Origin of the sequence: Enterobacter cloacae complex sp. R_G8 (assembly GCF_024599795.1) — a bacterium.
Lineage (GTDB): Bacteria > Pseudomonadota > Gammaproteobacteria > Enterobacterales > Enterobacteriaceae > Enterobacter > Enterobacter dissolvens.
The window spans coordinates 3,954,376-3,978,235 of the sequence record NZ_CP102246.1 but is presented as its reverse complement, the minus strand read 5'-3'; the positions used below and the strand labels follow the sequence as shown (position 1 = coordinate 3,978,235).

At 55.0% G+C, this 23,860-nt stretch carries 20 protein-coding genes, 1 pseudogene and 1 other annotated feature; of the genes and pseudogenes, 10 read left to right on the top strand and 11 right to left on the bottom strand.

Annotation, left to right across the window (positions count from 1 at the left end):
• Nucleotides 1-34: 34 nt before the first annotated feature.
• Nucleotides 35-3,127: a beta-galactosidase gene (locus tag NQ842_RS18910; RefSeq protein WP_257256202.1), complete on the top strand. Its 3,093-nt coding sequence runs from the start codon at nt 35-37 to the stop codon at nt 3,125-3,127.
• Between the two features lie 36 nt (nt 3,128-3,163).
• Here the strand turns inward: NQ842_RS18910 and NQ842_RS18905 are convergent, their stop codons facing one another.
• Nucleotides 3,164-3,988 (bottom strand): nickel/cobalt efflux protein RcnA, encoded by an 825-nt coding sequence (locus NQ842_RS18905; RefSeq protein ID WP_153907848.1) that lies wholly within the window; start codon nt 3,986-3,988, stop codon nt 3,164-3,166.
• A 134-nt stretch (nt 3,989-4,122) separates the two neighbouring features.
• Here NQ842_RS18905 and NQ842_RS18900 point away from each other — a divergent pair, with 134 nt between their 5' ends.
• The gene (locus NQ842_RS18900) at nt 4,123-4,398 is read left to right on the top strand and encodes a metal/formaldehyde-sensitive transcriptional repressor (RefSeq protein WP_014830896.1); all 276 of its coding nucleotides are present in this window, start codon (nt 4,123-4,125) and stop codon (nt 4,396-4,398) included.
• On the opposite strand, the gene NQ842_RS18895 is transcribed toward NQ842_RS18900, so the two are convergent.
• Nucleotides 4,379-5,956 carry an EAL domain-containing protein gene (locus tag NQ842_RS18895; protein ID WP_257256201.1) on the bottom strand — a complete coding sequence of 526 codons (1,578 nt, stop codon included), beginning with the start codon at nt 5,954-5,956 and terminating at the stop codon, nt 4,379-4,381. The two genes, NQ842_RS18900 and NQ842_RS18895, sit on opposite strands and share 20 nt — an antisense overlap.
• 232 nt (nt 5,957-6,188) lie before the next feature.
• On the opposite strand from NQ842_RS18895, the gene NQ842_RS18890 reads away from it, so the two are divergent.
• Both NQ842_RS18890 and ykgO read left to right on the top strand, forming a co-directional pair.
• Nucleotides 6,189-6,449, top strand: a complete 261-nt coding sequence (locus NQ842_RS18890; protein ID WP_010428154.1) for a type B 50S ribosomal protein L31 — start codon at nt 6,189-6,191, stop codon at nt 6,447-6,449.
• Between the two features lie 2 nt (nt 6,450-6,451).
• On the top strand, nt 6,452-6,592 hold the full coding sequence (gene ykgO, locus NQ842_RS18885; protein WP_003859006.1) for a type B 50S ribosomal protein L36: 141 nt from the start codon (nt 6,452-6,454) through the stop codon (nt 6,590-6,592).
• Here the strand turns inward: ykgO and NQ842_RS18880 are convergent.
• Complete coding sequence (locus tag NQ842_RS18880; RefSeq protein WP_014830898.1) at nt 6,589-7,299, bottom strand: GNAT family N-acetyltransferase; 711 nt, start codon at nt 7,297-7,299, stop codon at nt 6,589-6,591. The genes ykgO and NQ842_RS18880 overlap by 4 nt on opposite strands.
• Before the next feature lie 101 nt (nt 7,300-7,400).
• Here NQ842_RS18880 and NQ842_RS18875 point away from each other — a divergent pair, with 101 nt between their 5' ends.
• Nucleotides 7,401-8,861, top strand: a complete 1,461-nt coding sequence (locus tag NQ842_RS18875; protein ID WP_257256199.1) for a PLP-dependent aminotransferase family protein — start codon at nt 7,401-7,403, stop codon at nt 8,859-8,861.
• Here the strand turns inward: NQ842_RS18875 and NQ842_RS18870 are convergent.
• From NQ842_RS18870 to acrA, 6 genes are all read right to left on the bottom strand, one after another.
• A complete protein-coding gene (locus NQ842_RS18870) occupies nt 8,833-9,300 on the bottom strand; it encodes a YlaC family protein (RefSeq protein ID WP_013095887.1) in 468 nt (155 codons plus the stop codon). The genes NQ842_RS18875 and NQ842_RS18870 overlap by 29 nt on opposite strands.
• Nucleotides 9,301-9,415: 115 nt before the next feature.
• Nucleotides 9,416-9,967: a maltose O-acetyltransferase gene (gene maa / locus NQ842_RS18865; RefSeq protein WP_014830901.1), complete on the bottom strand. Its 552-nt coding sequence runs from the start codon at nt 9,965-9,967 to the stop codon at nt 9,416-9,418.
• Between the two features lie 209 nt (nt 9,968-10,176).
• Nucleotides 10,177-10,395, bottom strand: coding sequence for an HHA domain-containing protein (locus tag NQ842_RS18860; protein ID WP_013095889.1), 219 nt, complete (start codon nt 10,393-10,395; stop codon nt 10,177-10,179).
• 27 nt (nt 10,396-10,422) lie between these two features.
• Nucleotides 10,423-10,797, bottom strand: a complete 375-nt coding sequence (gene tomB / locus NQ842_RS18855; protein WP_008499288.1) for an Hha toxicity modulator TomB — start codon at nt 10,795-10,797, stop codon at nt 10,423-10,425.
• A 512-nt stretch (nt 10,798-11,309) separates the two neighbouring features.
• Nucleotides 11,310-14,456: a multidrug efflux RND transporter permease subunit AcrB gene (gene acrB, locus NQ842_RS18850; protein WP_014830902.1), complete on the bottom strand. Its 3,147-nt coding sequence runs from the start codon at nt 14,454-14,456 to the stop codon at nt 11,310-11,312.
• Between the two features lie 22 nt (nt 14,457-14,478).
• Complete coding sequence (acrA, locus tag NQ842_RS18845) at nt 14,479-15,672, bottom strand: multidrug efflux RND transporter periplasmic adaptor subunit AcrA (protein ID WP_014830903.1); 1,194 nt, start codon at nt 15,670-15,672, stop codon at nt 14,479-14,481.
• A 141-nt stretch (nt 15,673-15,813) separates the two neighbouring features.
• Here acrA and acrR point away from each other — a divergent pair, with 141 nt between their 5' ends.
• Both acrR and mscK read left to right on the top strand, forming a co-directional pair.
• Entirely contained in the window at nt 15,814-16,467 is a 654-nt protein-coding gene (acrR, locus tag NQ842_RS18840; RefSeq protein ID WP_014830904.1) for a multidrug efflux transporter transcriptional repressor AcrR, read from the top strand.
• A 112-nt stretch (nt 16,468-16,579) separates the two neighbouring features.
• On the top strand, nt 16,580-19,927 hold the full coding sequence (mscK, locus tag NQ842_RS18835) for a mechanosensitive channel MscK (RefSeq protein ID WP_046888903.1): 3,348 nt from the start codon (nt 16,580-16,582) through the stop codon (nt 19,925-19,927).
• Nucleotides 19,928-19,938: 11 nt separating this feature from the next.
• Here the strand turns inward: mscK and rsmS are convergent.
• A pseudogene (rsmS, locus tag NQ842_RS18830) lies at nt 19,939-20,137 on the bottom strand (pleiotropic regulatory protein RsmS).
• 12 nt (nt 20,138-20,149) lie between these two features.
• Nucleotides 20,150-20,677, bottom strand: coding sequence for a primosomal replication protein N'' (priC, locus tag NQ842_RS18825; protein WP_257256198.1), 528 nt, complete (start codon nt 20,675-20,677; stop codon nt 20,150-20,152).
• Nucleotides 20,678-20,727: 50 nt separating this feature from the next.
• Here priC and NQ842_RS18820 point away from each other — a divergent pair, with 50 nt between their 5' ends.
• From NQ842_RS18820 to dnaX, 3 genes are all read left to right on the top strand, one after another.
• Nucleotides 20,728-21,105: a DUF454 family protein gene (locus tag NQ842_RS18820; protein ID WP_059362733.1), complete on the top strand. Its 378-nt coding sequence runs from the start codon at nt 20,728-20,730 to the stop codon at nt 21,103-21,105.
• 151 nt (nt 21,106-21,256) lie between these two features.
• Entirely contained in the window at nt 21,257-21,808 is a 552-nt protein-coding gene (gene apt / locus NQ842_RS18815; protein ID WP_000127359.1) for an adenine phosphoribosyltransferase, read from the top strand.
• Between the two features lie 88 nt (nt 21,809-21,896).
• Nucleotides 21,897-23,825: a DNA polymerase III subunit gamma/tau gene (dnaX, locus tag NQ842_RS18810; protein WP_014830909.1), complete on the top strand. Its 1,929-nt coding sequence runs from the start codon at nt 21,897-21,899 to the stop codon at nt 23,823-23,825.
• Nucleotides 23,155-23,219 (top strand) — a sequence feature (DnaX frameshifting element). Its footprint overlaps the gene before it by 65 nt.
• Nucleotides 23,826-23,860: the final 35 nt, after the last annotated feature.

The window sequence follows — 23,860 nt, the reverse complement described above, 5'->3', positions numbered from 1 at the left end:
ACTTAAATTGTGAGCGCTTCGCAAAGAGGAAAACATGTCCAATACCGTATCGCTGTCGCTCAGCGCACTTCTGGCCCGTCGGGACTGGGAAAATCCCGGCGTCACGCAATGGAACAGGCTGGCGGCGCATGCGCCATTTCACAGCTGGCGTAAAGAAGACGCAGCCAGAGAGGATGCCGCATCCGTCAGCCGACGTTCCCTGAACGGGGAGTGGCGATTTAGCTTCTTTTCTGCGCCTGAACAGGTTCCGCAGGCATGGACAGGTGAAGATTGCCCGGATGCGGTTGCGATGCCGGTGCCGTCAAACTGGCAGATGCAGGGATTTGATACCCCCATCTATACCAACGTCACCTATCCCATTCCCGTCAATCCGCCCTTTGTCCCGGCAGAGAATCCGGTTGGTTGTTACTCGCTCACATTTGAGATGGAGGACGCCTGGCTTGAGTGCGGCCAAACCCGCATTATCTTTGATGGGGTGAACTCGGCCTTTCATCTCTGGTGCAACGGCCAGTGGGTGGGGTATTCCCAGGACAGTCGACTGCCTGCTGAATTTGATCTCTCGTCCGTGTTGCGTGCCGGACAGAACCGGCTGGCGGTGATGGTTCTGCGCTGGTGCGATGGAAGCTATCTGGAAGATCAGGACATGTGGCGCATGAGCGGTATTTTTCGCGATGTGTCGCTGCTGCATAAGCCGGAGACGCACATCGCGGATTATCACGTTGTCACCGATCTGAATGCGGAGCTGGATCGCGCCGTGCTGAAGGTGGATGTCGCCCTGGCAGGGGCTCGCTATACGGAGTGCGATGTGGCAATAACGCTGTGGCGCAACGGTGAACGCTGTGCCAGCGCCACCCGGCGGCCAGGGTCTGCCATTGTGGATGAACGCGGTAACTGGGCCGAGCGGTTAACGGTGGCGATCCCGGTTACGTCCCCCGCGTTATGGAGCGCTGAGACACCCGAGCTTTATCGTCTGACGATCGCGCTGGTGGACCCGCAGGGCGACGTGCTGGAGATTGAAGCCTGTGACGTGGGCTTCCGCCGCGTTGAAATCAGCAATGGCCTGCTGAAGCTCAACGGCAAGCCACTGCTGATCCGCGGGGTCAACCGGCATGAACATCACCCGGAAAATGGCCAGGTGATGGACGAAGCGACGATGCGTCGCGATATCGAAATCATGAAGCAGCATAACTTCAACGCCGTGCGCTGCTCGCACTATCCAAACCATCCTCTGTGGTACCGGCTTTGCGATCGCTACGGCCTGTATGTGGTTGACGAGGCCAATATCGAAACCCACGGCATGGTGCCGATGAGTCGTCTCGCTGACGATCCCCGCTGGCTGCCCGCCATGAGCGAGCGCGTAACCCGCATGGTGCAACGCGATCGTAATCATCCTTCAATTATTATCTGGTCGCTGGGCAATGAGTCTGGTCACGGTGCAAATCACGACGCACTGTATCGCTGGCTAAAAACCGCCGATCCGACGCGGCCGGTTCAATATGAAGGCGGTGGGGCGAACACGGCGGCGACCGATATCGTCTGCCCGATGTATGCCCGCGTCGATCAGGATCAGCCGTTCCCGGCGGTCCCGAAATGGTCCATCAAAAAATGGATCGGTATGCCAGATGAAACCCGACCGCTGATCCTCTGCGAATACGCCCACGCGATGGGTAACAGCTTTGGTGGTTTCGCCAGATACTGGCAGGCATTTCGCAGCCACCCGCGTCTGCAGGGGGGATTTGTCTGGGACTGGGTTGACCAGGCGCTGACGAAGAAAGATGAACATGGCACCCCGTTCTGGGTCTATGGCGGCGATTTTGGGGATAAACCCAATGACCGGCAGTTCTGCCTTAACGGGCTGGTGTTCCCCGATCGTACGCCGCATCCGGCACTGTATGAGGCTCAGCGTGCGCAGCAGTTCTTCACCTTTACGCGGGTAAGCACGTCTCCGCTGGTGGTGGACGTGCAAAGCGACTATCTGTTCCGTCGTACGGATAACGAGTTGCTCAGATGGTCGGTGACCCGTGACGGCACGGTGCTGGCGAACGGGGAGGTTACGCTCTCCATCGCGCCTCAGGAGACTCAGCGTCTGGAGATCACCCTGCCGGCGCTGACGGCAGAGTCCGGCGAGCTCTGGCTGAATGTTGAGGTTTACCAGTTGAAGGCGACACCGTGGTCACCGGCGAACCATCGCTGTGCGTGGGATCAATGGCCACTCCCGGCACCGTTGTTTATCGCCCCGCCCGCACCGGTGGGTGTGCCGCCGGTACTGTCACAGACCGATGACGTGCTGACGCTGACGCACCAGCAGCAGCGATGGATATTTGACCGTACCTCAGGAAACCTGACGCAATGGCTGAACAATGGCGTTGAAACGCTGCTCTCGCCGCTGACGGATAACTTTACCCGCGCGCCGCTGGATAATGATATCGGCGTGAGCGAAGCCACCCGAATTGATCCGAATGCCTGGGTTGAGCGCTGGAAGGCGGCAGGGATGTACGCGTTGATCCCGCGGGTGCTGCGTTGTGACGGGGAGCAGCATACCGGTGAAGCGATAGTCACGACGCTGCATGCCTGGGAACATCGTGGCAAAGCGCTGTTCCTGAGCCGTAAAGTCTGGCGGGTAGACGATCAGGGTGTGTTGAACGGAGACGTTGAGGTTGAGATTGCGTCTGATATCCCCGAGCCTGCGCGTATTGGTCTGAGCATGCATCTTGCCCGGCCGCCGGAAGCCGTGCACTGGCTGGGGCTGGGGCCGCATGAAAACTACCCGGACAGAAAGCTGGCGGCACAGCAAGGGCGCTGGACGTTGCCGCTGCAGGCAATGCATACGCCGTACATCTTCCCGACGGAAAACGGTTTGCGCTGCGATACCCGCGAGCTGGTGCTGGGTGAGCATCAGTTCAACGGCCAGTTCCATTTTTCTGTGAGCCGCTACAGCCAGCAGCAACTGCACGAGACAACCCATCATCATCTGCTACGTGATGAGCCGGGGTGTTGGCTCAATCTTGATACGTTCCATATGGGCGTGGGCGGAGATGACTCCTGGAGCCCCAGCGTTTCACCGGAGTTCATCCTGCAACATCGCCAGCTTCGCTATCGCTTTAGCTGGCGTCAGAACCTCAACTGACCTCTGCGTGGCGGCCACGCGCTGTGGCCGCCTGGTTCAGGTCAGGATACCGCCTAACCCGTGCAGGATCATGTACCCCCCCACAAGGATAATCAGTGCTGCAGAGAACCACGGTGCTTTGCGGGAAAACTCGCTGAACCCCGGCCAGCGTTTTGTCGCATGTTTAAGGCTTAACGCGGCAATCGCGCCCGACGCCACCAGCGTTAACGCCAGACCAATACTGAAGCTAAACACCAGCGTGGCGCCCAGGGCAAAGTGCTTCAGTTGCAGGCAGATCAGCAGGACGGTGATTGACGCCGGGCAGGGGATCAACCCGCCGGTGAGGCCAAACATCGCAATTTGTCCGGTGGTGACGTTTTGTCCGTTAAAACGACGATTGATATCCTGCGCATGGGCGCGCTGGTGGGCGTCTTGCCACTCCCCTGCAACCAGTTGATGTTCATGGTGGTGATGATCATGATGGTGGTCATGGTCATGGTCATGGTCATGGTCATGGTGGTGATGATGATGATCGTGCGGCTGATTCTCCTTCCAGGTTCGCCACGCCATCCACAGCGCGATCAAAACGATCAATACCCCAGAGATAAGCTGGAACCAGGGTTCAGAGGTTTGCGCATCCCAGCCGCGACCAAACCATAATCCCGCCATGGCAATGATCCAGACCACCGCGGTATGAGAAAGCGTGGCCGCCAGCCCCAATAATACCGCCTGTTTCAGCGTACCGCGGATCGCCACAATAAAAGCAGCCATCATCGTTTTAGAGTGGCCCGGCTCAAGACCATGCAGGGCACCGAGCAGGATCGCGCTGGGAATGAATAGCCATGCGTTGCCCTGTTGCAGGAGAGAAGCAAAATCGTTCATTACAAAATCCGCACTGGAAAAGGTGCCGAGATAGTACTCCCCCCCAGTAGGTCAATACTACCCCCCAGTAGAAAAATACTCAGGGGGAGTAGGGCGTGTTATGCTTTACCCGCCAGAAGAAGAAGGATGCAGAGATGTCACATACCGTTCGTCACAAGAAGATGTTATTGACTCGCCTGAAGAAAATTCAGGGACAGAGCACCGCGCTGGAAAAAATGCTCAGCAACGACGAGCACGAGTGTGCCGAGGTATTACAGCAGCTGGCCGCGATCCGTGGTGCGGTGAATGGCATGATGCTGCAGGTGATCGAAGGCCATTTAACCGATCACGTCGTCAAAGAGCCTGAAGAAGATCAGCGCGAAGCCGATCTTGGCGTGGTTTTACAGGTGATCAAATCCTATCTGAAGTAGGAGAGGCGTTGAGATTATTTTCTGCCCATGCCATAAATTCCGCTTTTGGCAGCGCCTTACTGTAGTACCAGCCTTGCCCATATTGCACGCCGTGACAGTGCAGCCAGGCGAGCTGCCCTGCAGTCTCTACGCCCTCTGCAACCATCGCCAGCTTCAGTGATTTCGCCATTTCAATGATGTGTGGCGTCACGTTTTTGTACTCCAGCGCATCCACGAACGACTTGTCAATTTTTAGCGTGTCGACGTCCAGATCCTGCAGATAGCTCAGGCTGGAATAGCCCGTACCAAAATCATCGATATAAATCGCATGGCCCGAGCGGCGGAAGGCGGCAATGGCCGGTGCGCTGATTTTGGGATCGGCAAAGCCGCGTTCGGTTAATTCAAGCGCGATCTGTTCGGGGCGGACTTGCCATTTATTTAACAGCTGGCTCAGCAGCGGCGGCAGCTTGCCGGAGGTTAAATCCGCAGGCGCGAGGTTGATGGAGATGTGCTGATCGGCATGAAGGTGCAGCCAGTTGCCCATATCCTCGAACACTTTTTCGATCACCAGATGCGTGAGGCGCGAGATAAGCCCCGTTTGTTCCGCCAGCGGGACGAAAATATCAGGCGACAGGCTGCTCCCGTCAGGCTGAGGCCAGCGCGTTAGCGCCTCCGCGCCCACCATTTTCCCGCTGCAGAGCGCAACAATAGGCTGGTAGTGAACCTCAAACTCGCGGTTGTTAATCGCATCCAGCAGCCGGTTACGTGGCGACTGAATGCGACGCAGTATCCGCAGAACAAAGAGCGCGGCAAGCAGGCTTATCAGCATGCCAAACGGCAGCCAGAAAAGAAGCTGTTTGTGCCAGGTTTCCGCCAGCGGTTTAAGCGCGGCCCAGGCGACAACATTCATTCCCAGCTCCGGAACGGGTTTAATGACATACATGGAGCCGTTGTACTGGATGCTGACCTTCTCCCGATCTTTGATCATGTCGCGGATATGCGGATCCAGTTTATTGCTGCTGGCGAAAACGAGATGTGTTGTACTCCCCACCAGCGCGGCATCGATAGCGATATCGCCAAACGGGATCACATCTACCAGCGAGGCGGGATCGACCAATACCAGGTAATGCTCTTGCCCCAGTACCGCCATGTAGCGGTTAAAACCAAGATCGTTTTGCGTTGTAAGCCACGCGCTATATCCATCTTCCGTAATCCGCATAGGGGGTGGGAATGAGGCCACTTTACTGACTTGTTCCAGCGACGAGCACAGCGGTCTCAGGTTATCGACATAGATCACTTCCTGGACATAGCGCCAGGAGAATGCGACCCGGCGCATTTCCCGTAAATGCAGATGACTACACGGGGGGCCTTTGAACGTCTGTAGCTGCGTGAGCGCTTCTTTTGCCTGTTCAACGACCCTGTCCGTACGCAACAGCACGCGTGACGCATAGCTGTCCAGCGCATCGACAAATTTTTCTTCCGCCTGGCGATGCGCCAGCCAGATACTGAGGCAAATCGGTATCAGCACAGAAAATATCAGAATGCCAGTCACCAGGCTGACCAGATGTCGGGTTTTCATGCTGCCGTGTCCTTCCTCAAATGCCCGCTCCAGGGCACTGAGACGCTTGCCTGAAGAGAAAGTTTTTACCGCGAAATGATATAGTTATAGCACGTGAGCGTCATGGTTTTCGTTTCGCAGCGGCGAAATCAGAAAATATCATCGGAAAAGGCAGGGCACGATCGGGGCTTGTTTTTACCGCAGAGCCTGGATATTATTTTGTTATGTTATAACAAAACATGAGTGATTCACGATGAAACCAGATATCCATCCAGCCTATCGCACCGTGGTGTTTCACGACACCAGTGCCAATGAATATTTTAAAGTTGGCTCAACCATCAAGACTGACCGCGAAATTGAACTCGACGGTGAAACCTATCCTTACATCACCATCGAGGTCTCTTCAAAATCCCATCCGTTTTACACCGGTAAGCAGAAAACCTTCTCGACGGATGGCAGCGCCGCGCGCTTCCGTAAACGTTTTGGCGGCTTTCTTAATGCGAAGCGGGGGTGATCATGCAGGTACTTAACTCGTTGCGGAGTGCGAAACAGCGTCACCCGGATTGCCAGATAGTCAAACGTAAGGGACGCCTGTATGTGATTTGCAAATCAAACCCGCGCTTTAAAGCGGTTCAGGGACGTAAAAAAAGACGCTAGACGCCCGCTTCACGCCAGCTTTCCAGGGATCTTTTCTGTTTGCCATCGGCAGTAAAATTGTCGGTGGCAAGCCAGTTCTCAAAGGCGATCGCCAGCGCTGGCCACTCTTTGTCGATGATCGAAAACCAGTCCGTATCCCGGTTATGGCCTTTTGTGACCAGCGCCTGACGAAAACGCCCCTCAAACAAAAAGCCCAGACGCAGCGCAGCTTTGCGGGAAGGCTCATTCAGGCTGTTGCACTTCCATTCATAACGCCGGTAGCCCAGGGTATCAAACACGTATTGCATCAGCAGGTACTGCGCTTCCGTGGACATCGGTGTGCGGCTTAACAGCGGCGAGAAATGAACGTGTCCCACCTCCACAACGCCATTTTTTGGGTCGATACGCATCAGGGCCAGAGTGCCCACCGGTGACTGGGTCTGATTATCGAAGACGGTAAAGTGTATCGGATCAGATAATTCACTCACGCTTTCCACCCATGCGGCAAACTCACCGGCCGTGGCATCAGGTTCACGCAGTAGCCATGTCCAGCTTCGGGTATCTTCGGCCTGAGAATAAGCGGCAAACAACGCATCAGCATGCTCCACCCGCAGCGGTTCAAGACGACAGTAGCGGCCCTGAAGGACCACCCGGGAAGGATGCTGACGGGGTTGCCAGTCAACAAGCGCTTCGCCCACAGGCTGCCCAAACTGATTGAAAGTATTCATCTTCATCTCCGTGACGTTGTAAAGAGTTCCAGACTAGTGAAGAAGTGGTTCCTTAAAAAGAACCAACAGGCTATGTTTTGGTGGTACCACGAGGAGGGGCGATGAATATTCCCGGTGATGAATTGTATACCTTGCTGAATGCGGCGCTGAAAAAACGCGGACAAGAGACGCTACAGCGCGCGCTTTATCTTTCTCTGCGGGAGTATATATTGTCCGGCAGATTACAGTCCGGTAGTCGCCTGTCGGGTTCCCGGACGCTGGCCCGGCAACTCTCCCTTTCCCGAAACACCGTTAACGCGGCGCTGGAACAGCTCACGCTCGAAGGGTATCTGTTGCGTAGCCGCCAGGGAACGCGGGTGGCTTCGCTGGCGGCCCGTCAGCTCGCGCAGGATTTACCGGCGCCCGCGGTTGCGCTTGCCGGGCGGGTCAGCGCACTGCCTGCCCCTGTTCCGCGTACCACGCCGGTTCTGGCCTTTACGCCGGGGACACCGGCCATCAACTATTTTCCCTTGCCGCTCTGGCGGCGCTTGTACGATCGCGTGTTACGGGAGGAGGGAAGCGCCCTGTTGGGTTACGGCGATCCCGCCGGGGAACCTGCTTTGCGGGCGGCCATTGCCCGTCACCTTGCGCTTTCCCGCGGGATTGACTGCGACGCCAGCCAGATAGTGATCACCGAAGGGGCGCTGGAAGGCGTGAATCTCTGCACCCTGCTGTTGAGTGAGCCCGGCGATGTAGCCTGGGTGGAAGATCCCGGCTATGCCGGGGCAAAAAGCGCCTTTGTGAAAGCGGGTTTAGCCATGACGGGAATACCGGTTGATGGAGAGGGCATGTGCTGGGAAGGCGCAGAGGCGCCTTCTCCTTCGCTTATTTTTACGTCTCCTTCGCATCAGTTCCCGTATGGAAGCGTCCTCAGTGCACGGCGGCGTCTGGCCTTACTGGACGTGGCGCGACAACATAACGCCTGGATTATCGAGGATGATTATGACAGCGAGTTTCGCTATAGCGGTGAGCCGATCCCGGCGATGCTGGGAATGACAAACCATGCGCCCGTTGTTTATCTGGGAACATTCAGCAAAACGTTATTCCCGTCGCTCAGAATGGGGTTTATGGTTTTCCCCCCGGCGCTGGCGAAAGCGGCACGCCTGGCCATCGGTTCGTTATTGCGCGGTGGACATCGTGCTGAGCAGCGTACCCTGGCCCTGTTCATTGAAGAGGGTCACTACGCCCGCCACCTTGCGGCGATGCGTCGTCTCTATCGTAAACGCTACCGGCAACTGCGTGAGGCCCTGAATGCGGAACTTCATGTGCCACACCGGGTTCTGGCGGGGGAAGGGGGAATGCACCTGACGGTGGCGATTGACGGAATTGACGACAGGCAACTGGTGGAACAGGCCAGGGGGTTTCAGCTGGCTCCCGCGGCATTGAGCGGGTATTACCTTGATACGAAACAGGGGCAGAGCGGTCTGGTATTAGGCTACGGGAATACGTCGGCTTCACTGTATGCGTCGGCTATCCGACGCATACAGACACTCATCACGCAACAGCAGGGCGGGAAAGGGTAAACACATCGTAGAAGGAGAGCTGGCCTTTGGTTGAGACCATTTTCTGCAGTTTCTCTTTTTGTTCGGTTTCTACCGCAGGAGAGTGCAGAATGCTGTCGATAAGCTCCGGGGGGACAAAACGGGTGTTGTACCATTCGCCGTTGTAGCAGACCCGGAAATCGAGCACGTCGATATCTTCATAACGATAACGCGGATGCACGTCAAAAAAGAAAAACGCGTTAAACACTACAAACAGCACTACAAGCAGCCAGACGGAGTCCACCAGCGTTTCGGACTTCAGCATGACAATCAGCGTTGCCAGCCAGGCCGCATACATTGCCACAAAGAGGCCTGGGTGTTTGCGGATAAAACTAATGCTAAAGCGCGGGCGGTTGTCGCGCTTTTCGCGGATGTTGAGATCGTCGATGGTGGCGGTAAGCAGGCGCTGTATTTCGGTCATTTTTTGCCTTCATGATTGTTGAATACAGGGGATCTGCCTATTTTAGGGGAGCCATTTGACTGAAAAAAGTAACAGTTACGCGCTGAAAGACCATAACAGTTGCCCCCCCACACCTTCACAGCATTTTGATAATTTTCGCCGGGTTACCCCCGACGACGGCATTGGCCGGGACATCTTTGGTGACCACAGCACCGGAGGCGATCACCACATTATCGCCCACAGTGACGCCCGGGTTAATGACCGCCCGTCCGCCGATCCAGACATTATTGCCAATGCGTACGGGTTTGCCATACTCAATCCCGCTGTTGCGTTCGTCCGCATCCAGTGGATGGGTGGCCGTATAGATATGCACGCCGGGCGCGAGCATACAGTTATCGCCAATATGGATAGGGCAGACATCCAGCATCACGCAGTCAAAGTTAGCGTAAAATTCTTTGCCCAGGTAAATGTTATAGCCATAGTCACAGCGAAAGCTTGGCTCAATGTACGCGCCTGCGCTTTGACCCAGCAGTTCCGCCAGAATGTTCTGGCGTTCTGTTTTCTCATCGGGGGCGGTATGGTTATAGCGGTGAACCAGATGGCGGGCACGCAGTCGATCGGCCCGTAATGTTTCATCGCCAGGACGGTAATGTTCACCCGCAATCATTTTCTGTTTTTCTGCGCTCATAGGTTACCTCTCTGTAATCGATTACAGCAGGGTAATCGGGATAAGCCAGGAAGGGAACGTTCCCGAAGGGCGCATGTGACTAACGTCACAACATAGTTGCTAATGATCGCGTTTTACACGGAGACCTGGCTTTTATACCGGGATCGTAATTCGAAAGGTGTAGACAACTCAGAATGTGGCGTAGAACCTCTACAGACACACTTCAAAGGTTAACGGACAAATTTCCACACGGAAGGGGGGATTTTGTCATACAGTTTATTCATGGTCAGCTCAGCAAGACGGTGGTCCGCCGCAGAATAAAATACAGTCAGTTCATTATCAGAAAGCTCGTATTTATTTTTTTCAATAACACGTTCGAGCGTGTCAATTGATTGACAGCGTCGTAAGCGCATCAAATAATCGGTTTTTGTGAGTGGTTTATCAGACATAAAATCACCTTAGTCATTGTAATAATTTTAACAGGAAAGGCTAACCGGGTTAGCTCTGCTCACGTTGACGAAACAACGGAATAGCCGGTTTCCAGATTTACGCCATTTCTGCAAATCCTGTGCGTTAATGCCGTAGCTGCTGAACAACATAAAGGTGTCATCCAGGTATTCGTCAATTTGCTCAATCAGCTTATTATCTTCATTGTACTTAATTTTATAATTAAGTGCGAAGGTCGCGATATGCTCTATCAACTCATTCAATTGTAAATTGATGGCAGACGTTGGATCGTTCACCCAGCCATGATTACTTTCATCAAGATTGGCAAGGCAGTCATGGTACAAGGATTCGCAGAGAAATTTCAACTGCGCGATATCATGCCTTTTTGGCGAGTACTCGTCCATAGCGCATCCCCTTCTGAGTGATTTCTTACTCACCGAACATCATTGTCGGGATGGATACTACTTACTAAGCCCTACGGGTGCTGTGCTCCTGTTTACTCTAACTATAAGCCACTCTGATCAGGATTTCACCGCGCTATTACGAAAAATTACAATTAAAACCAGATCCTGCGAGCGTTCACGCAATAGCGCATCCTCAAATGAACACATTTATCCAAATTAACGCTGGCTTTTTTTCGCTTCCTTACGTTTCATTGATTTAGCTTAAACAGCTGGATGAAGTCCGGATTCAGAGTTCTCTGGGTATGGACTTGTTATTAGGAATATTCCTAATAACTTAAGCGATGAAATGGAATTAAAACAATCCTGAGTTCACCCATTAAGTTATCAGCTAATTATGATATGTCTTATTACGATGGCAGAAAATAAATAGAACGACAATAAGCGTATTTTATGATTTTTTTCTGAAATGAAAAAGGCCGCTAATGCGGCCTTTTTATCCTATGAAACCGGTATCAGTGAGGTTCTACCGAATGACTGTGCTCAATATCTTCATTCTTCCGGCTGAAGCGGCGGCGAACCACCACGAAGAATACCGGTACGAAGAAGATAGCCAGTACGGTCGCGGTGATCATACCGCCCATTACACCTGTACCTACCGCGTTCTGTGCACCGGAACCCGCACCAGAGCTGATAACCAGCGGCAGTACCCCAAGGATAAATGCCAATGACGTCATCAGAATAGGGCGCAGACGCATGCGAACGGCTTCAAGCGTGGCCTCGATCAGGCCTTTGCCTTCTTTCTCCATCAGATCTTTGGCGAATTCAACGATAAGTATCGCGTTCTTCGCCGACAAGCCAATGGTTGTCAGCAGGCCTACCTGGAAGTACACGTCGTTGGTCAGCCCACGGAACGTTGCGGCCAGCAGCGCACCGATAACCCCCAATGGCACCACCAGCATAACGGAGAACGGAATTGACCAGCTCTCATACAGTGCCGCCAGACACAGGAACACCACAATCAGTGAAATGGCGTACAGGGCAGGGGCCTGGTTACCGGACAGACGTTCCTGATAGGACATACCGGTCCAGTCATAGCCAATACCCGCAGGCAGTTTGCTGGCTAATTCTTCCATCAGGTTCATGGCTTCACCGGTGCTTCGACCCGGTGCGGCCTGACCCAGAATTTCCATGGATGGAAGCCCGTTATAACGTTCCAGACGCGGTGAACCGTATTCCCAGCGCGAGGTAGAGAAGGCCGAGAATGGCACCATCTGACCATTGCTGCCGCGAACGTACCAGTTGTTGATATCGTTCGGCAACATACGGTATTGCGCCTCTGACATCACGTACACTTTCTTCACACGACCGCGGTCGATGAAGTCGTTAACGTAGCTACCGCCCCAGGCTGCGCCCAGTGTGGTATTGATGTCGCTGATGGACACACCCAGCGCCTGCGCTTTCTCCTGATCGATGTCGATCTTGTACTGCGGCGTATCTTCCAGACCGTTAGGACGCACGCCGACCAGCAGGTCAGGGTGTTTAGCCACTTCACCAAACAGCTGGTTACGCGCCTGAGTCAGTTTTTCGTGGCCCAGACCGCCCTGGTCAATCAGCTGGAAGTCGAAACCGGTCGCGGTACCCAGTTCAACAATCGCTGGCAGGTTAAAGGCGAAGACCATCGCATCTTTTATCTGCGAGAAGGTGCCCATTGCACGGCCGGTGATAGCCTCCACCTTATTCTCTTCGCCCGGACGTTCAGACCAGTCTTTCAGAGAGACGAAGGCAATACCGGTGTTCTGACCGCGACCCGCAAAGCCAAAGCCGTTAACCGCAAACACCGATTCAACGTTCGCTTTTTCTTTGGTGAGGTAGTAGTCCGTCACTTCATCCAGCACTTTCTGGGTACGCTCTTGCGATGCACCCGCCGGAAGCTGCGCCATCGTCAGGAACACGCCCTGGTCTTCATCAGGCAGGAACGAACTTGGCAGACGCACGAACAGATAGGCCATGCCGACCACGATGATGATATAGAGCAGCAGATAACGACCGGTGCTGCGCAGAATGTTGCCTACGCTGTCGGTGTAGTGGTGCGTGCTCTTATCAAACATGCGGTTAAACCAGCCGAAGAACCCTTTATGCTCGCCGTGACCGCCTTTCTGAACCGGTTTCAGCATGGTGGCACACAGCGCTGGCGTCAGGATCAACGCCACCAGTACCGACAGCGCCATTGCAGAAACAATGGTGATGGAGAACTGACGGTAAATCGCACCGGTAGAGCCCCCGAAGAAGGCCATCGGAATAAATACCGCGGACAGCACCATCGCGATACCGACCAGCGCGCCCTGGATCTGACCCATGGATTTACGGGTTGCTTCCTTCGGCGGCAGACCTTCTTCCGCCATAACACGCTCGACGTTTTCTACGACCACGATGGCGTCATCCACGAGCAAGCCGATGGCGAGCACCATCCCGAACATCGTCAGGGTATTTATCGAGTAGCCAAATATCGCCAGTATGGCGAAGGTTCCGAGCAGGACGACCGGTACGGCGATGGTTGGGATCAACGTCGCGCGGAAGTTCTGCAGGAACAGATACATCACCAGGAAGACGAGGATGATCGCTTCTACCAGGGTTTTAACCACTTCGTGAATCGAAATTTTAACGAACGGCGTGGTGTCATAGGGATAAACGATCTTCAGACCTGACGGGAAGAACGGTTCCATCTTCTTCAGCTCTGCACGGATAGCCGTTGCGGTGTCCAGGGCGTTAGCACCGGTCGCCAGTTTGATACCCAGACCGGAAGCCGGTTTGCCGTTAAACTTCGCAATGATGTCGTAGTTTTCGCCACCCAGTTCCACTTTTGCCACGTCACGCAGGCGAACCTGCGAACCGTCCTGATTCACTTTCAACAGAATTTTGCTGAACTCATCGGCGGAGGTCAGACGGGTCTGCGCGATGATAGACGCGTTAAGCTGCTGGCCTTTCACCGGCGGTGTACCGCCTAACTGACCGGCTGCCACCTGGGCGTTCTGCGCTTTAATGGCGTTGATGACGTCAACCGGCGTCAGCTGGAAGTTGTTCAGTTTGTTCGGATCCATCCAGATACGCATCGCGTACTGGGAACCGAACAGCTGAACGTCACCCACACCGGAAGTACGGCTGATGGCGTCCTTCATGTTGGCGCCCACGTAGTCGGAAATATCCTCCTGCGTCATGGTGCCGTTGGTATTGATAACGCCAACAACCATCAGGAAGCTACTGGACGATTTCTCGACGCTCACACCCTGCTGTTGTACTTCCTGCGGCAGCAGTGGCATCGCCAGCTGCAGTTTGTTCTGCACCTGCACCTGCGCGATGTCCGCATCGGTACCTGACTCGAAGGTCAGGGTGATCTGGACCGTACCGGTGGAGTCACTGTTTGAGGACATGTACATCAGGTTATCGATACCGTTCATGTTCTGTTCGATAACCTGCGTAACGGTATCCTGCACCGTTTTCGCATCAGCCCCCGGGTAGGTTGCGGAGATCGTCACCGCCGGTGGCGCAATGGTCGGATATTGCGCAACAGGCAGCTTCAGGATCGCAAGTCCCCCGGCCAGCATGATAATAATGGCGATCACCCATGCGAATATGGGGCGATCGATAAAGAAATTAGGCATGTCTTAACGGCTCCTGTTTAAGTTAAGACTTGGTTTGTTCTGACTGGCCAGCGGCCGAAGCTTGTTGTTTATCGTCAGACTTCACTTCCTGTGCTTTTACCTGAGCGCCAGGACGAACTTTTTGCAAACCAGTAACAATCACGCGATCGCCATCTTTCAGACCTTCCGTCACCAGCCATTTATCGCCAATCGCCTGCGTTGCAGTGATATTGCGCGTTTCGACTTTGTCACCGGCACCCACAACCAGTGCGCTCGCATCGCCGCGTGGCGTACGGGTCACACCCTGCTGTGGAACCAGAAGTGCGGTTGGATTCGTTCCTTCTTCCAGACGGGCGCGAACGAACATACCTGGCAACAGGGTGTGGTCAGGGTTCGGGAAAATCGCACGTAAGGTAATGGAACCGGTGGTCTGGTCGACCGTCACATCAGAGAATTCCAGCGTACCTGCCTGCGGGTATTTGATGCCGTCGTTGGTCACCAGCTCCACTTTGGCTTTGCCGTTTTCCTGCTTCAGGGTGCCGTTTGCCAGCTCCTGTTTCAGGCGCAGGAAATCGTTGCTGGACTGCGTCACGTCTACGTAGATCGGATCAAGCTGCTGCACGGTAGCCAGTGCCGTGGCCTGACCGTTCTGCACCAGAGCCCCTTCCGTGACGGAAGATTTACCAATACGACCGCTGATAGGGGAGGTCACTTTGGTATAGGCCAGGTTGATGCGCGCGGTTTCGACAGCCGCTTTCGCTGCCACGACGGCCGCGTTAGCCTGCTGTGCATCCGCCAGAGCAGTGTCGTAATCCTGTTGGCTGATGTACTGCGTACCGAGCAGTTTTTTGTAACGATTCAACGTCAACTGAGAGATTTTGGCCGCCGCTTCCGCTTTCGCCAGGTCGCCTTTCGCACTTTCATAAGACGCCTGATAGGTTGCAGGATCAATCTGATACAGAGACTCACCGGCTTGCACATCGCCGCCTTCGGTGAAGTTACGTTTCAGGATAATGCCGCTCACCTGAGGACGAACTTCCGCAATACGATACGCATTTGTACGGCCAGGTAATTCGGTGGTGATCTGGAGAGGTTCGGATTTGAGCGTCACAACGCCAACTTCCGGCATCTGCTGCGCTCCTTGTTGAGCCTGTTTGTCGTCACATCCTGTAAGCGCTAAGCTGCCTGAGAGCATCAGAACGACCGCCAGAGGCGTTAACCCTCTGTTTTTGTTCATATGTAAACCTCGAGTGTCCGATTTCAAATTGATCAATGGTCCTGAGTCCAAAAACCCATTGCTGCGTTTATATTATCGTCATGCTATGGTACATACATTCACAAATGTATGTAAATCTGACGCCTGTAAATTCACCCACTTATGGCACGAAAAACCAAACAACAAGCACTTGAAACCCGACAACACATTCTGGATGTGGCAATCCGTTTGTTTTCTCAGCAGGGTGTTTCGTCAACCTCGCTGGCTCAGATTGCTCAGGCCGCAGGTGTTACGCGGGGAGCGATTTACTGGCATTTTAAAGACAAGTCAGATCTGTTCAGTGAAATCTGGGAGCTTTCAGAGTCCAGCATTAGCGATCTCGAGAGTGAGTATCGGGCAAAATTCCCTGACGATCCACTCTCAGTATTAAGAGAAATATTAGTATATATCCTTGAAGCGACGGTAGTTGAAGAGCGTCGTCGGTTAATGATGGAAATTATTTTCCACAAATGTGAGTTCGTGGGAGAGATGGCTGTCGTGCAGCAGGCGCAACGCAGCCTTAGTCTGGAAAGCTATGACCGTATTGAACAGAACCTGAACCAGTGCATGCAGGCTAAACTGTTACCGGCCAATCTCCTGACCCGCCGGGCGGCTATTCTGATGCGCAGCTACATTTCGGGCCTGATGGAAAACTGGCTTTTTGCCCCGCAATCCTTTGACCTTAAAGCGGAAGCCCGCAGCTACGTGGCGATTTTACTGGAAATGTTGCAGCTTTGCCCGACGCTGCGCAGTGGCGAATCTTCACTGCCCGCCTGACGCTTTCCAGGATTTATCTCAGAGGCTCACGTTCGCGCTATTCTGCTTCAGGCGAGCGTGATATCCTGCACGCCGGACTATTTTCGGTCATCTTCTGACATCACTCACAACTATGCTGCACACCAATCGCTCGCAACATCCTGTATTTGCATTGCTCTTTGCGACGCTGTTTTTCTTCGCTACGGCCCCGCTTTCCTGGGCCCGCGCCGATAACGGCAATGACATCCCATCACGTGCTGATGTTCAGTCGCAACTCGACACCCTGAATAAACAAAAAGATCTCACGCCTCAGGAAAAACTCATCCAGCAGGACCTGACGGAAACGCTGGAATCGCTGGATAAAATTGAGCGCGTCAAGGCGGAAACCACCCAGCTTCGCCAGAAGGTGGCGCAGGCGCCTGAAAACATGCGCAAGGCAACGGATTCGCTGAGTGCCCTGAGCGATGTGGATAATGACGATGAAACGCGCAAAACGCTGGCAACGCTGTCGCTGCGTCAGCTGGAGTCGCGTGTCGCGCAACTGCTCGACGATCTGCAAACTGCACAGTCGGATCTCGCGACCTACAACAGCCAGCTTGTCTCACTGCAGACTCAGCCCGAACGCGTGCAAAACGCGATGTACGCCGCGTCTCAGCAGCTGCAGCAAATCCGCAACCGGCTGAACGGCACCACGGTGGGTGAAGGCACGCTGCGCCCGACGCAGCAAACGCTGCTGCTGGTTCAGCAGGCGTTACTCAATGCGCAAATCGAACAGCAGCGTAAAAGCCTGGAAGGGAATACGGTGCTGCAGGACACGCTGCAAAAACAGCGTGACTACGTGACTGCCAACATTAACCGCCTGGAACACCAGCTTCAGCTGCTGCAGGAGGCGGTGAACAGCAAGCGTCTGACGCTGACGGAAAAAACCGCCCAGGAGGCGGTATCGCCGGACGAAACCGCCCGTATTCAGGCCAATCCGCTGGTGAAGCAGGAGCTCGACGCGAACCATCAGTTGAGTGAGCGTCTGATTCAGGCGACCGAAAGCGGCAACTCGCTGGTTCAACAGAATATCAAAGTCAAAAACTGGCTGGACCGTGCGCTGCAGTCTGAACGCAACATCAAAGAGCAGATTGCGGTCCTGAAAGGCAGTCTTCTGCTGTCACGCATTCTCTACCAGCAACAGCAGACGCTGCCGTCCGCCGACGAGCTGGAGGACATGACCAACCGCATTGCCGATTTGCGTCTGGAACAGTTTGATGTCAACCAGCAACGCGACGCCCTTTTCCAGAGCGATACCTTTGTCGCCAAAATAGAAGAGGGCCACTCCAGCGAAGTGAACCCGGAAGTGCACGACGCGCTGTTGCAGGTAATCGATATGCGCCGAGAGCTCCTCGACCAGCTCAATAAACAGCTGGGTAACCAGCTGATGATGGCGATTAACCTGCAGATCAACCAGCAGCAATTGGTGAGCGTGTCTAAAAGTCTGCAGGAGATTTTGACCCAGCAGATTTTCTGGGTTAACAGCAACAAACCGATGGACTGGGACTGGGTTAAATCCTTCCCGGAGACGCTGAAAACGCAGATTAAGGGCATGAAAATCACCGTCAACTGGGAGAAAGCCTGGCCCGCGGTGATGATTGCCTTTCTGGCGGGATTACCGCTGTTACTGATTGCCGGCCTGATCCGCTGGCGTCTGGGTTGGCTGAAGAACTATCAGGCGAAGCTGGCGTCAGAAGTGGGGCAACTGCGCAACGATAGCCAACTCCATACGCCAAAAGCGATTCTGATCGATCTTATTCGTGCGCTGCCGGTGTGTCTGATCATTCTGGCGGTTGGCCTGATCCTGCTCACGATGCAGCTTAACGTCAGCGATTTGCTGTGGGCCTTCAGTAAAAAACTGGCGCTGTTCTGGCTGGTGTTTGGCGTGTGCTGGAAAGTGCTGGAAAAAGACGGCGTGGCGGTACGTCACTTCAACATGCCGGAACAACTGACCAGCCACTGGCGTCGTCAGATTGTCCGCATCAGCCTGGCGCTCCTGCCGCTGCACTTCTGGTCGGTGGTCTCGGAGCTTTCTCCGCTGCATCTGATGGATGACGTCCTGGGTCAGCTGGTCATTCTGCTGAACCTGCTGCTGATAGCCATTCTGATGTGGCCGATGTGTCGCGATAGCTGGCGTGATAAAGAGTCCCATAATCTTCGTCTGGCCACCGTCACGGTGCTGGCAATCATTCCGCTGGCGCTGATGGTGCTCACGGCGACGGGCTACTTCTATACCACGCTGCGCCTGTCCGGACGCTGGATCGAAACGGTCTATCTGGTGATCGTCTGGAATCTGCTCTATCAGACCGTGCTGCGTGGCCTGAGTGTGGCGGCTCGCCGTATCGCTTATCGTCGCGCCATCGCGCGTCGTCAGCATCAGGTGAAAGAGGGCGCTGAAGGGGCGGAGCCGCAGGAAGAGCCGACCATCGCGCTGGAGCAGGTTAACCAGCAGACGCTGCGTATCACCATGCTGGTGATGATCGCCCTGTTCGCGGTGATGTTCTGGGCTATCTGGTCTGATTTGATTACCGTCTTCGCTTATCTCGACAGTATCACCCTCTGGCAGTACAGCGGGACCGAAGCTGGCGCTGCGGTGATGAAGAGCGTCACCATGGGTAGCCTGCTGTTTGCGGTGGTGTCGTCGATGGTGGCCTGGGCGCTAATTCGAAACCTGCCGGGCCTGCTGGAAGTGCTGGTGCTGTCGCGCCTGAACCTGCGTCAGGGGGCCTCCTATGCCATTACCACCATCCTCAACTACGTCATTATTATTGTCGGGGCGATGACGGTCTTTGGCTCGCTCGGCGTGTCGTGGGATAAACTGCAGTGGCTGGCGGCAGCCCTCTCTGTGGGTCTCGGTTTTGGCCTGCAGGAGATTTTCGGTAACTTCGTTTCCGGCCTGATCATCCTGTTCGAACGTCCGGTGCGAATCGGCGATACGGTGACCATCGGGACCTTCTCCGGTACCGTCAGCAAGATCCGCATTCGTGCGACCACCATTACCGACTTCGATCGCAAAGAGGTGATCATCCCGAACAAAGCGTTCGTGACCGAGCGTCTGATCAACTGGTCGCTCTCTGATACGACAACGCGTGTGGTGATCCGCCTCGGCGTAGCCTACGGTTCGGATCTGGATAAGGTGAAAGAGGTATTGCTGAAGGCCGCAAAAGAGCATCCAAAGGTTATGCACGAGCCTGCGCCAGATGTCTTCTTCACCACCTTCGGGCCGAGTACGCTGGATCACGAGCTGCGTTTATACGTGCGTGAGCTTCGCGATCGCAGCTACACCGTGGATGAACTGAACCGCTCCATCGACCGTCTGTGCCGTGAAAACAATATCAATATTGCTTTCAACCAGCTTGAGGTTCACCTGCATAATGAGAAAGGTGACGAGCATACGGAAGTGAAGCGTGAGATTAAGGGTGACGATCCGACACCAGCCTAATCTCTATTCCCTCAGCCCTCAGGGCTGAGGGAACGATTTTCTCCCTCTCCCTTAGGGAGAGGGCTGGGGTGAGGGTAATTTTCCCTCAAAATCCCGCCGTACAATCTCCAGCGCCTTCAGCACCGTTTCTGCCGGGATCTCATGATTCTCCAGCAGCATAATCAAATCGACGGCCAGTTTGACCTCATCCGGGGCATTTTCCAGCGACATGTGTGGCTCCTTTTAACGGGTCAGGCGTTCAATCACGCGTTCTATCTCTTCCAGCGCCTGACGGCAACGGACAAGACGTCCTTCCAGCGCGTCAATCTCGCGCATTAGTATCTGCTGTTCTTCCAGCGTTTCACTGTTGTTCAGACGCGCTTCCCGCTCGCGCTTCATCTCAAACAGACGGCGTTCAAACTCCTGGTGCTCCAGCCGTTTGCGCTGCCATTTTCCGAGGCCCGGTGACGCGCTGTCCCAGCTGCGCAGGGGCCAGGCTGCGATCTCCCGGTGCAGGGCGGTGATCTGGCTGGTGAGGTGCTCCGCAAGCCAGGCCACCTGCTCATGTTTACCGTCATTCACGGCCTGATGCAGTTCATCGAGGTTGGTCTGCGCTTCGTCAAGATAGTCTTTCATCAGTGTACTTCGGGTATGAAATAACTGCCGGTCAAAGCGTGGTTTGAGCGTCGCATGCTGCATCAGCGGTGACGCCTGCGTGCGCAGGGCAATGAGCTGATTTTGCAGCGTCTCTAAAAGCAGGGCTATTTTCAAGGCGCGCTCCAGTGGTAAAGTAGCCGTTCAGTTTGATAACGATTCGCATTATGCAGCGTACTATTTTAATCATCATTGGCTGGCTCGCGGTAGTGTTGGGCACGCTGGGCGTGGTTTTACCGCTTTTGCCCACGACGCCGTTTATTCTGCTGGCAGCCTGGTGTTTTGCCCGCTCATCTCCGCGTTTTCACCACTGGCTGCTGTATCGCTCGTGGTTTGGCGGGTACTTGCGCTACTGGCAAAAACACCGGGCCATGCCGCCTGGCGCAAAGCCGCGTGCGATTGCAGTCATCCTCATCACCTTCGCCATTTCATTATGGCTGGTGAAAATGATGTGGGTGCGGATCCTGCTGCTGATCATTCTCTCCTGCCTGCTTATCTTCATGTGGCGGATCCCCGTGGTTGATGAAAAGCAACAAAAGCACTGAAGCCTTATAATGGCTGTTGCAATTATTGCGCGCAGCCAGTAAATTCGACCGTTTTCGAGCACAGGTGCGCCTGGTTAAAGGTTAAGCAATTGTTACCTTTACCGACTCTTTGCGCGCTGTGAGTAACACTGTTTCATTTAGGCACAAACCGATGACCGCAACTGCACAGCAGCTTGAATATCTGAAAAACAGCATCAAAAGCATCCAGGACTATCCAAAACCTGGCATTCTTTTCCGTGATGTCACCAGCTTGCTGGAAGACCCGAAAGCGTACGCCCTCAGCATTGAACTGCTGGTAGAGCGTTATAAAAACGCCGGGATCACCAAAGTAGTAGGTACCGAAGCCCGTGGCTTCCTGTTCGGCGCACCAGTGGCGCTGGCTATGGGCGTGGGTTTTGTGCCGGTGCGTAAACCGCGCAAACTGCCACGTGAAACCATCGCGGAGAGCTATGAGCTGGAATACGGCACCGATCAGCTGGAAATCCATGTTGATGCCATCAAGCCTGGCGACAAAGTGCTGGTGGTTGACGATCTGCTGGCAACCGGTGGCACCATCGAAGCGACCGTGAAGCTGATCCGTCGTCTGGGTGGTGAAGTGACCGATGCGGCATTCATCATCAACCTGTTCGATCTGGGCGGTGAACAGCGCCTGGAAAAACAGGGTATTACCAGCTACAGCCTGGTGCCATTCCCGGGTCACTGATCCCGGTTTTCACAACCTCGCTCAATGGGTGAGGTTGTGATAGCATTCCCCTCCATAAATTCACCTTCCAGCGTTGCAGAGCCTGCCCATGAGTTATCAGGTGTTAGCCCGTAAATGGCGACCACAAACCTTTGCCGACGTTGTCGGTCAGGAACATGTGCTGACGGCCCTGGCGAACGGCTTGTCGCTAGGTCGTATCCATCACGCCTATCTCTTCTCCGGTACCCGCGGCGTCGGTAAAACCTCTATTGCCCGTTTACTGGCAAAAGGTCTGAACTGCGAGACCGGGATCACCGCCACGCCGTGTGGCGTGTGTGACAACTGCCGTGAGATCGAGCAGGGGCGCTTTGTCGATCTGATCGAGATCGACGCCGCCTCGCGCACCAAAGTTGAAGATACCCGCGATCTGCTGGATAACGTGCAGTACGCCCCGGCGCGTGGCCGCTTCAAGGTCTATCTGATCGATGAAGTTCACATGCTGTCGCGTCACAGCTTCAACGCCCTGCTGAAAACGCTGGAAGAGCCGCCGGCCCATGTGAAATTCCTGCTGGCGACGACCGATCCGCAAAAGCTGCCGGTCACCATTCTGTCGCGCTGCCTGCAGTTCCATCTGAAGGCGCTGGACGTTGAGCAGATCCGTGCGCAGCTGGAACACATTCTTGATGAAGAGCACATTGTCCACGAACCGCGCGCCCTGCAACTGCTGGCCCGCGCGGCGGACGGCAGCCTGCGTGATGCGCTAAGCCTGACCGATCAGGCGATTGCCAGCGGTGACGGTAAACTGTCGACGGACGCGGTCAGCGCCATGCTCGGCACGCTGGATGACGACCAGGCGCTGTCTCTCATTGAAGCCATGATTGCCGCTAACGGTGAGCGCGTCATGTCGCTGGTGAACGCGGCCGCGGCCCGTGGCGTCGAGTGGGAAGCCCTGCTGGTCGAGATGCTTAGCCTGCTGCACCGCGTGGCGATGCTACAGCTCTCTCCGTCGGCGATTGGCGCGGATATGGCGACCATTGAACAGCGGATGCGTGAACTTGCCCGCACCGTACCGCCTGCTGATGTGCAGCTTTACTACCAGACCTTACTGATTGGCCGTAAAGAGCTGCCGTTTGCGCCGGATCCTAGAATGGGCGTTGAAATGACGCTGCTGCGTGCGCTGGCGTTCCATCCGCGTATGCCGCTGCCAGAGCCAGAAGTGCCGCGGCAGTCTTTCGCCCCGGCTGCCCCTACGGCGGTGATGTCGCCGCAGCAGGTACCAGCACAGCCGGCAGCGCCGCCGCCACAAAATGTGCCGCTGTCGGATGCCACCAGTTCGGTGCTTGCCGCCCGCAGCCAGTTGCAGCGGGCGCAGGGAGCAACCAAACCAAAAAAGAGTGAACCGGCAGCGCCAGGAAGAGCGCGGCCGGTTAACAACGCCGCGCTTGAACGACTGGCCTCGGTAACGGAGCGCGTACAGTCGCGCCCGGCACCGTCCGCGCTCGAGCAAAAAGCCCCGGTGAAAGAAGAGGCTTACCGCTGGAAGTCGACGACCATCGTCGAAGAGGTGAAGAAAGAGGTCGCCACGCCAAAAGCGCTGAAAAAAGCGCTGGAGCATGAAAAAACACCGGAGCTTTCCGCGAAGCTCGCGGAAGAGTCTATCGCGCGTGACGCCTGGGCTGCAGAGGTCAGTAAACTGCAGCTGCCGAAGCTGGTCGAGCAGGTCGCGCTGAATGCCTGGAAAGAGCAGGACGGTAATCAGGTGCGTTTGCATCTGCGTCCGGGTCAACGGCACCTGAATTCCCCTGGCGCGCAAAAGGCGCTGGCTGAGGCGCTCGCCACATTACAGGGTGCACCGGTTGAATTGACTATCATTGAAGATGATAATCCGGCGGTGCGAACGCCACTGGAGTGGCGACAGGCCATTTATGAAGAGAAACTCGCGCAGGCGCGTGAGTCGATTATTGCGGATAACAATATCCAGACCCTGCGCCGGTTCTTCGACGCCGATCTGGATGAAGAGAGTATTCGCCCCATTTGATCGTGAGTCTGACTTACGGTTGTCATCGTTAAACG

Excerpts from the sequence above, each read along its gene's own strand:
- NQ842_RS18900 (WP_014830896.1), top strand. The coding sequence starts at position 4,123 with ATGTCACATACCGTTCGTCACAAGAAGATGTTATTGACTCGCCTGAAG.
- mscK (WP_046888903.1), top strand. The coding sequence starts at position 16,580 with ATGCTGCACACCAATCGCTCGCAACATCCTGTATTTGCATTGCTCTTT.
- NQ842_RS18890 (WP_010428154.1), top strand. The coding sequence starts at position 6,189 with ATGAAACCAGATATCCATCCAGCCTATCGCACCGTGGTGTTTCACGAC.
- tomB (WP_008499288.1), bottom strand. The coding sequence starts at position 10,797 with ATGGACGAGTACTCGCCAAAAAGGCATGATATCGCGCAGTTGAAATTT.
- acrR (WP_014830904.1), top strand. The coding sequence starts at position 15,814 with ATGGCACGAAAAACCAAACAACAAGCACTTGAAACCCGACAACACATT.
- NQ842_RS18895 (WP_257256201.1), bottom strand. The coding sequence starts at position 5,956 with ATGAAAACCCGACATCTGGTCAGCCTGGTGACTGGCATTCTGATATTT.
- NQ842_RS18910 (WP_257256202.1), top strand. The coding sequence starts at position 35 with ATGTCCAATACCGTATCGCTGTCGCTCAGCGCACTTCTGGCCCGTCGG.
- NQ842_RS18820 (WP_059362733.1), top strand. The coding sequence starts at position 20,728 with ATGCAGCGTACTATTTTAATCATCATTGGCTGGCTCGCGGTAGTGTTG.
- dnaX (WP_014830909.1), top strand. The coding sequence starts at position 21,897 with ATGAGTTATCAGGTGTTAGCCCGTAAATGGCGACCACAAACCTTTGCC.
- acrB (WP_014830902.1), bottom strand. The coding sequence starts at position 14,456 with ATGCCTAATTTCTTTATCGATCGCCCCATATTCGCATGGGTGATCGCC.
- NQ842_RS18875 (WP_257256199.1), top strand. The coding sequence starts at position 7,401 with ATGAATATTCCCGGTGATGAATTGTATACCTTGCTGAATGCGGCGCTG.
- apt (WP_000127359.1), top strand. The coding sequence starts at position 21,257 with ATGACCGCAACTGCACAGCAGCTTGAATATCTGAAAAACAGCATCAAA.
- maa (WP_014830901.1), bottom strand. The coding sequence starts at position 9,967 with ATGAGCGCAGAAAAACAGAAAATGATTGCGGGTGAACATTACCGTCCT.
- NQ842_RS18860 (WP_013095889.1), bottom strand. The coding sequence starts at position 10,395 with ATGTCTGATAAACCACTCACAAAAACCGATTATTTGATGCGCTTACGA.
- ykgO (WP_003859006.1), top strand. The coding sequence starts at position 6,452 with ATGCAGGTACTTAACTCGTTGCGGAGTGCGAAACAGCGTCACCCGGAT.
- NQ842_RS18870 (WP_013095887.1), bottom strand. The coding sequence starts at position 9,300 with ATGACCGAAATACAGCGCCTGCTTACCGCCACCATCGACGATCTCAAC.
- acrA (WP_014830903.1), bottom strand. The coding sequence starts at position 15,672 with ATGAACAAAAACAGAGGGTTAACGCCTCTGGCGGTCGTTCTGATGCTC.
- NQ842_RS18880 (WP_014830898.1), bottom strand. The coding sequence starts at position 7,299 with ATGAATACTTTCAATCAGTTTGGGCAGCCTGTGGGCGAAGCGCTTGTT.
- NQ842_RS18905 (WP_153907848.1), bottom strand. The coding sequence starts at position 3,988 with ATGAACGATTTTGCTTCTCTCCTGCAACAGGGCAACGCATGGCTATTC.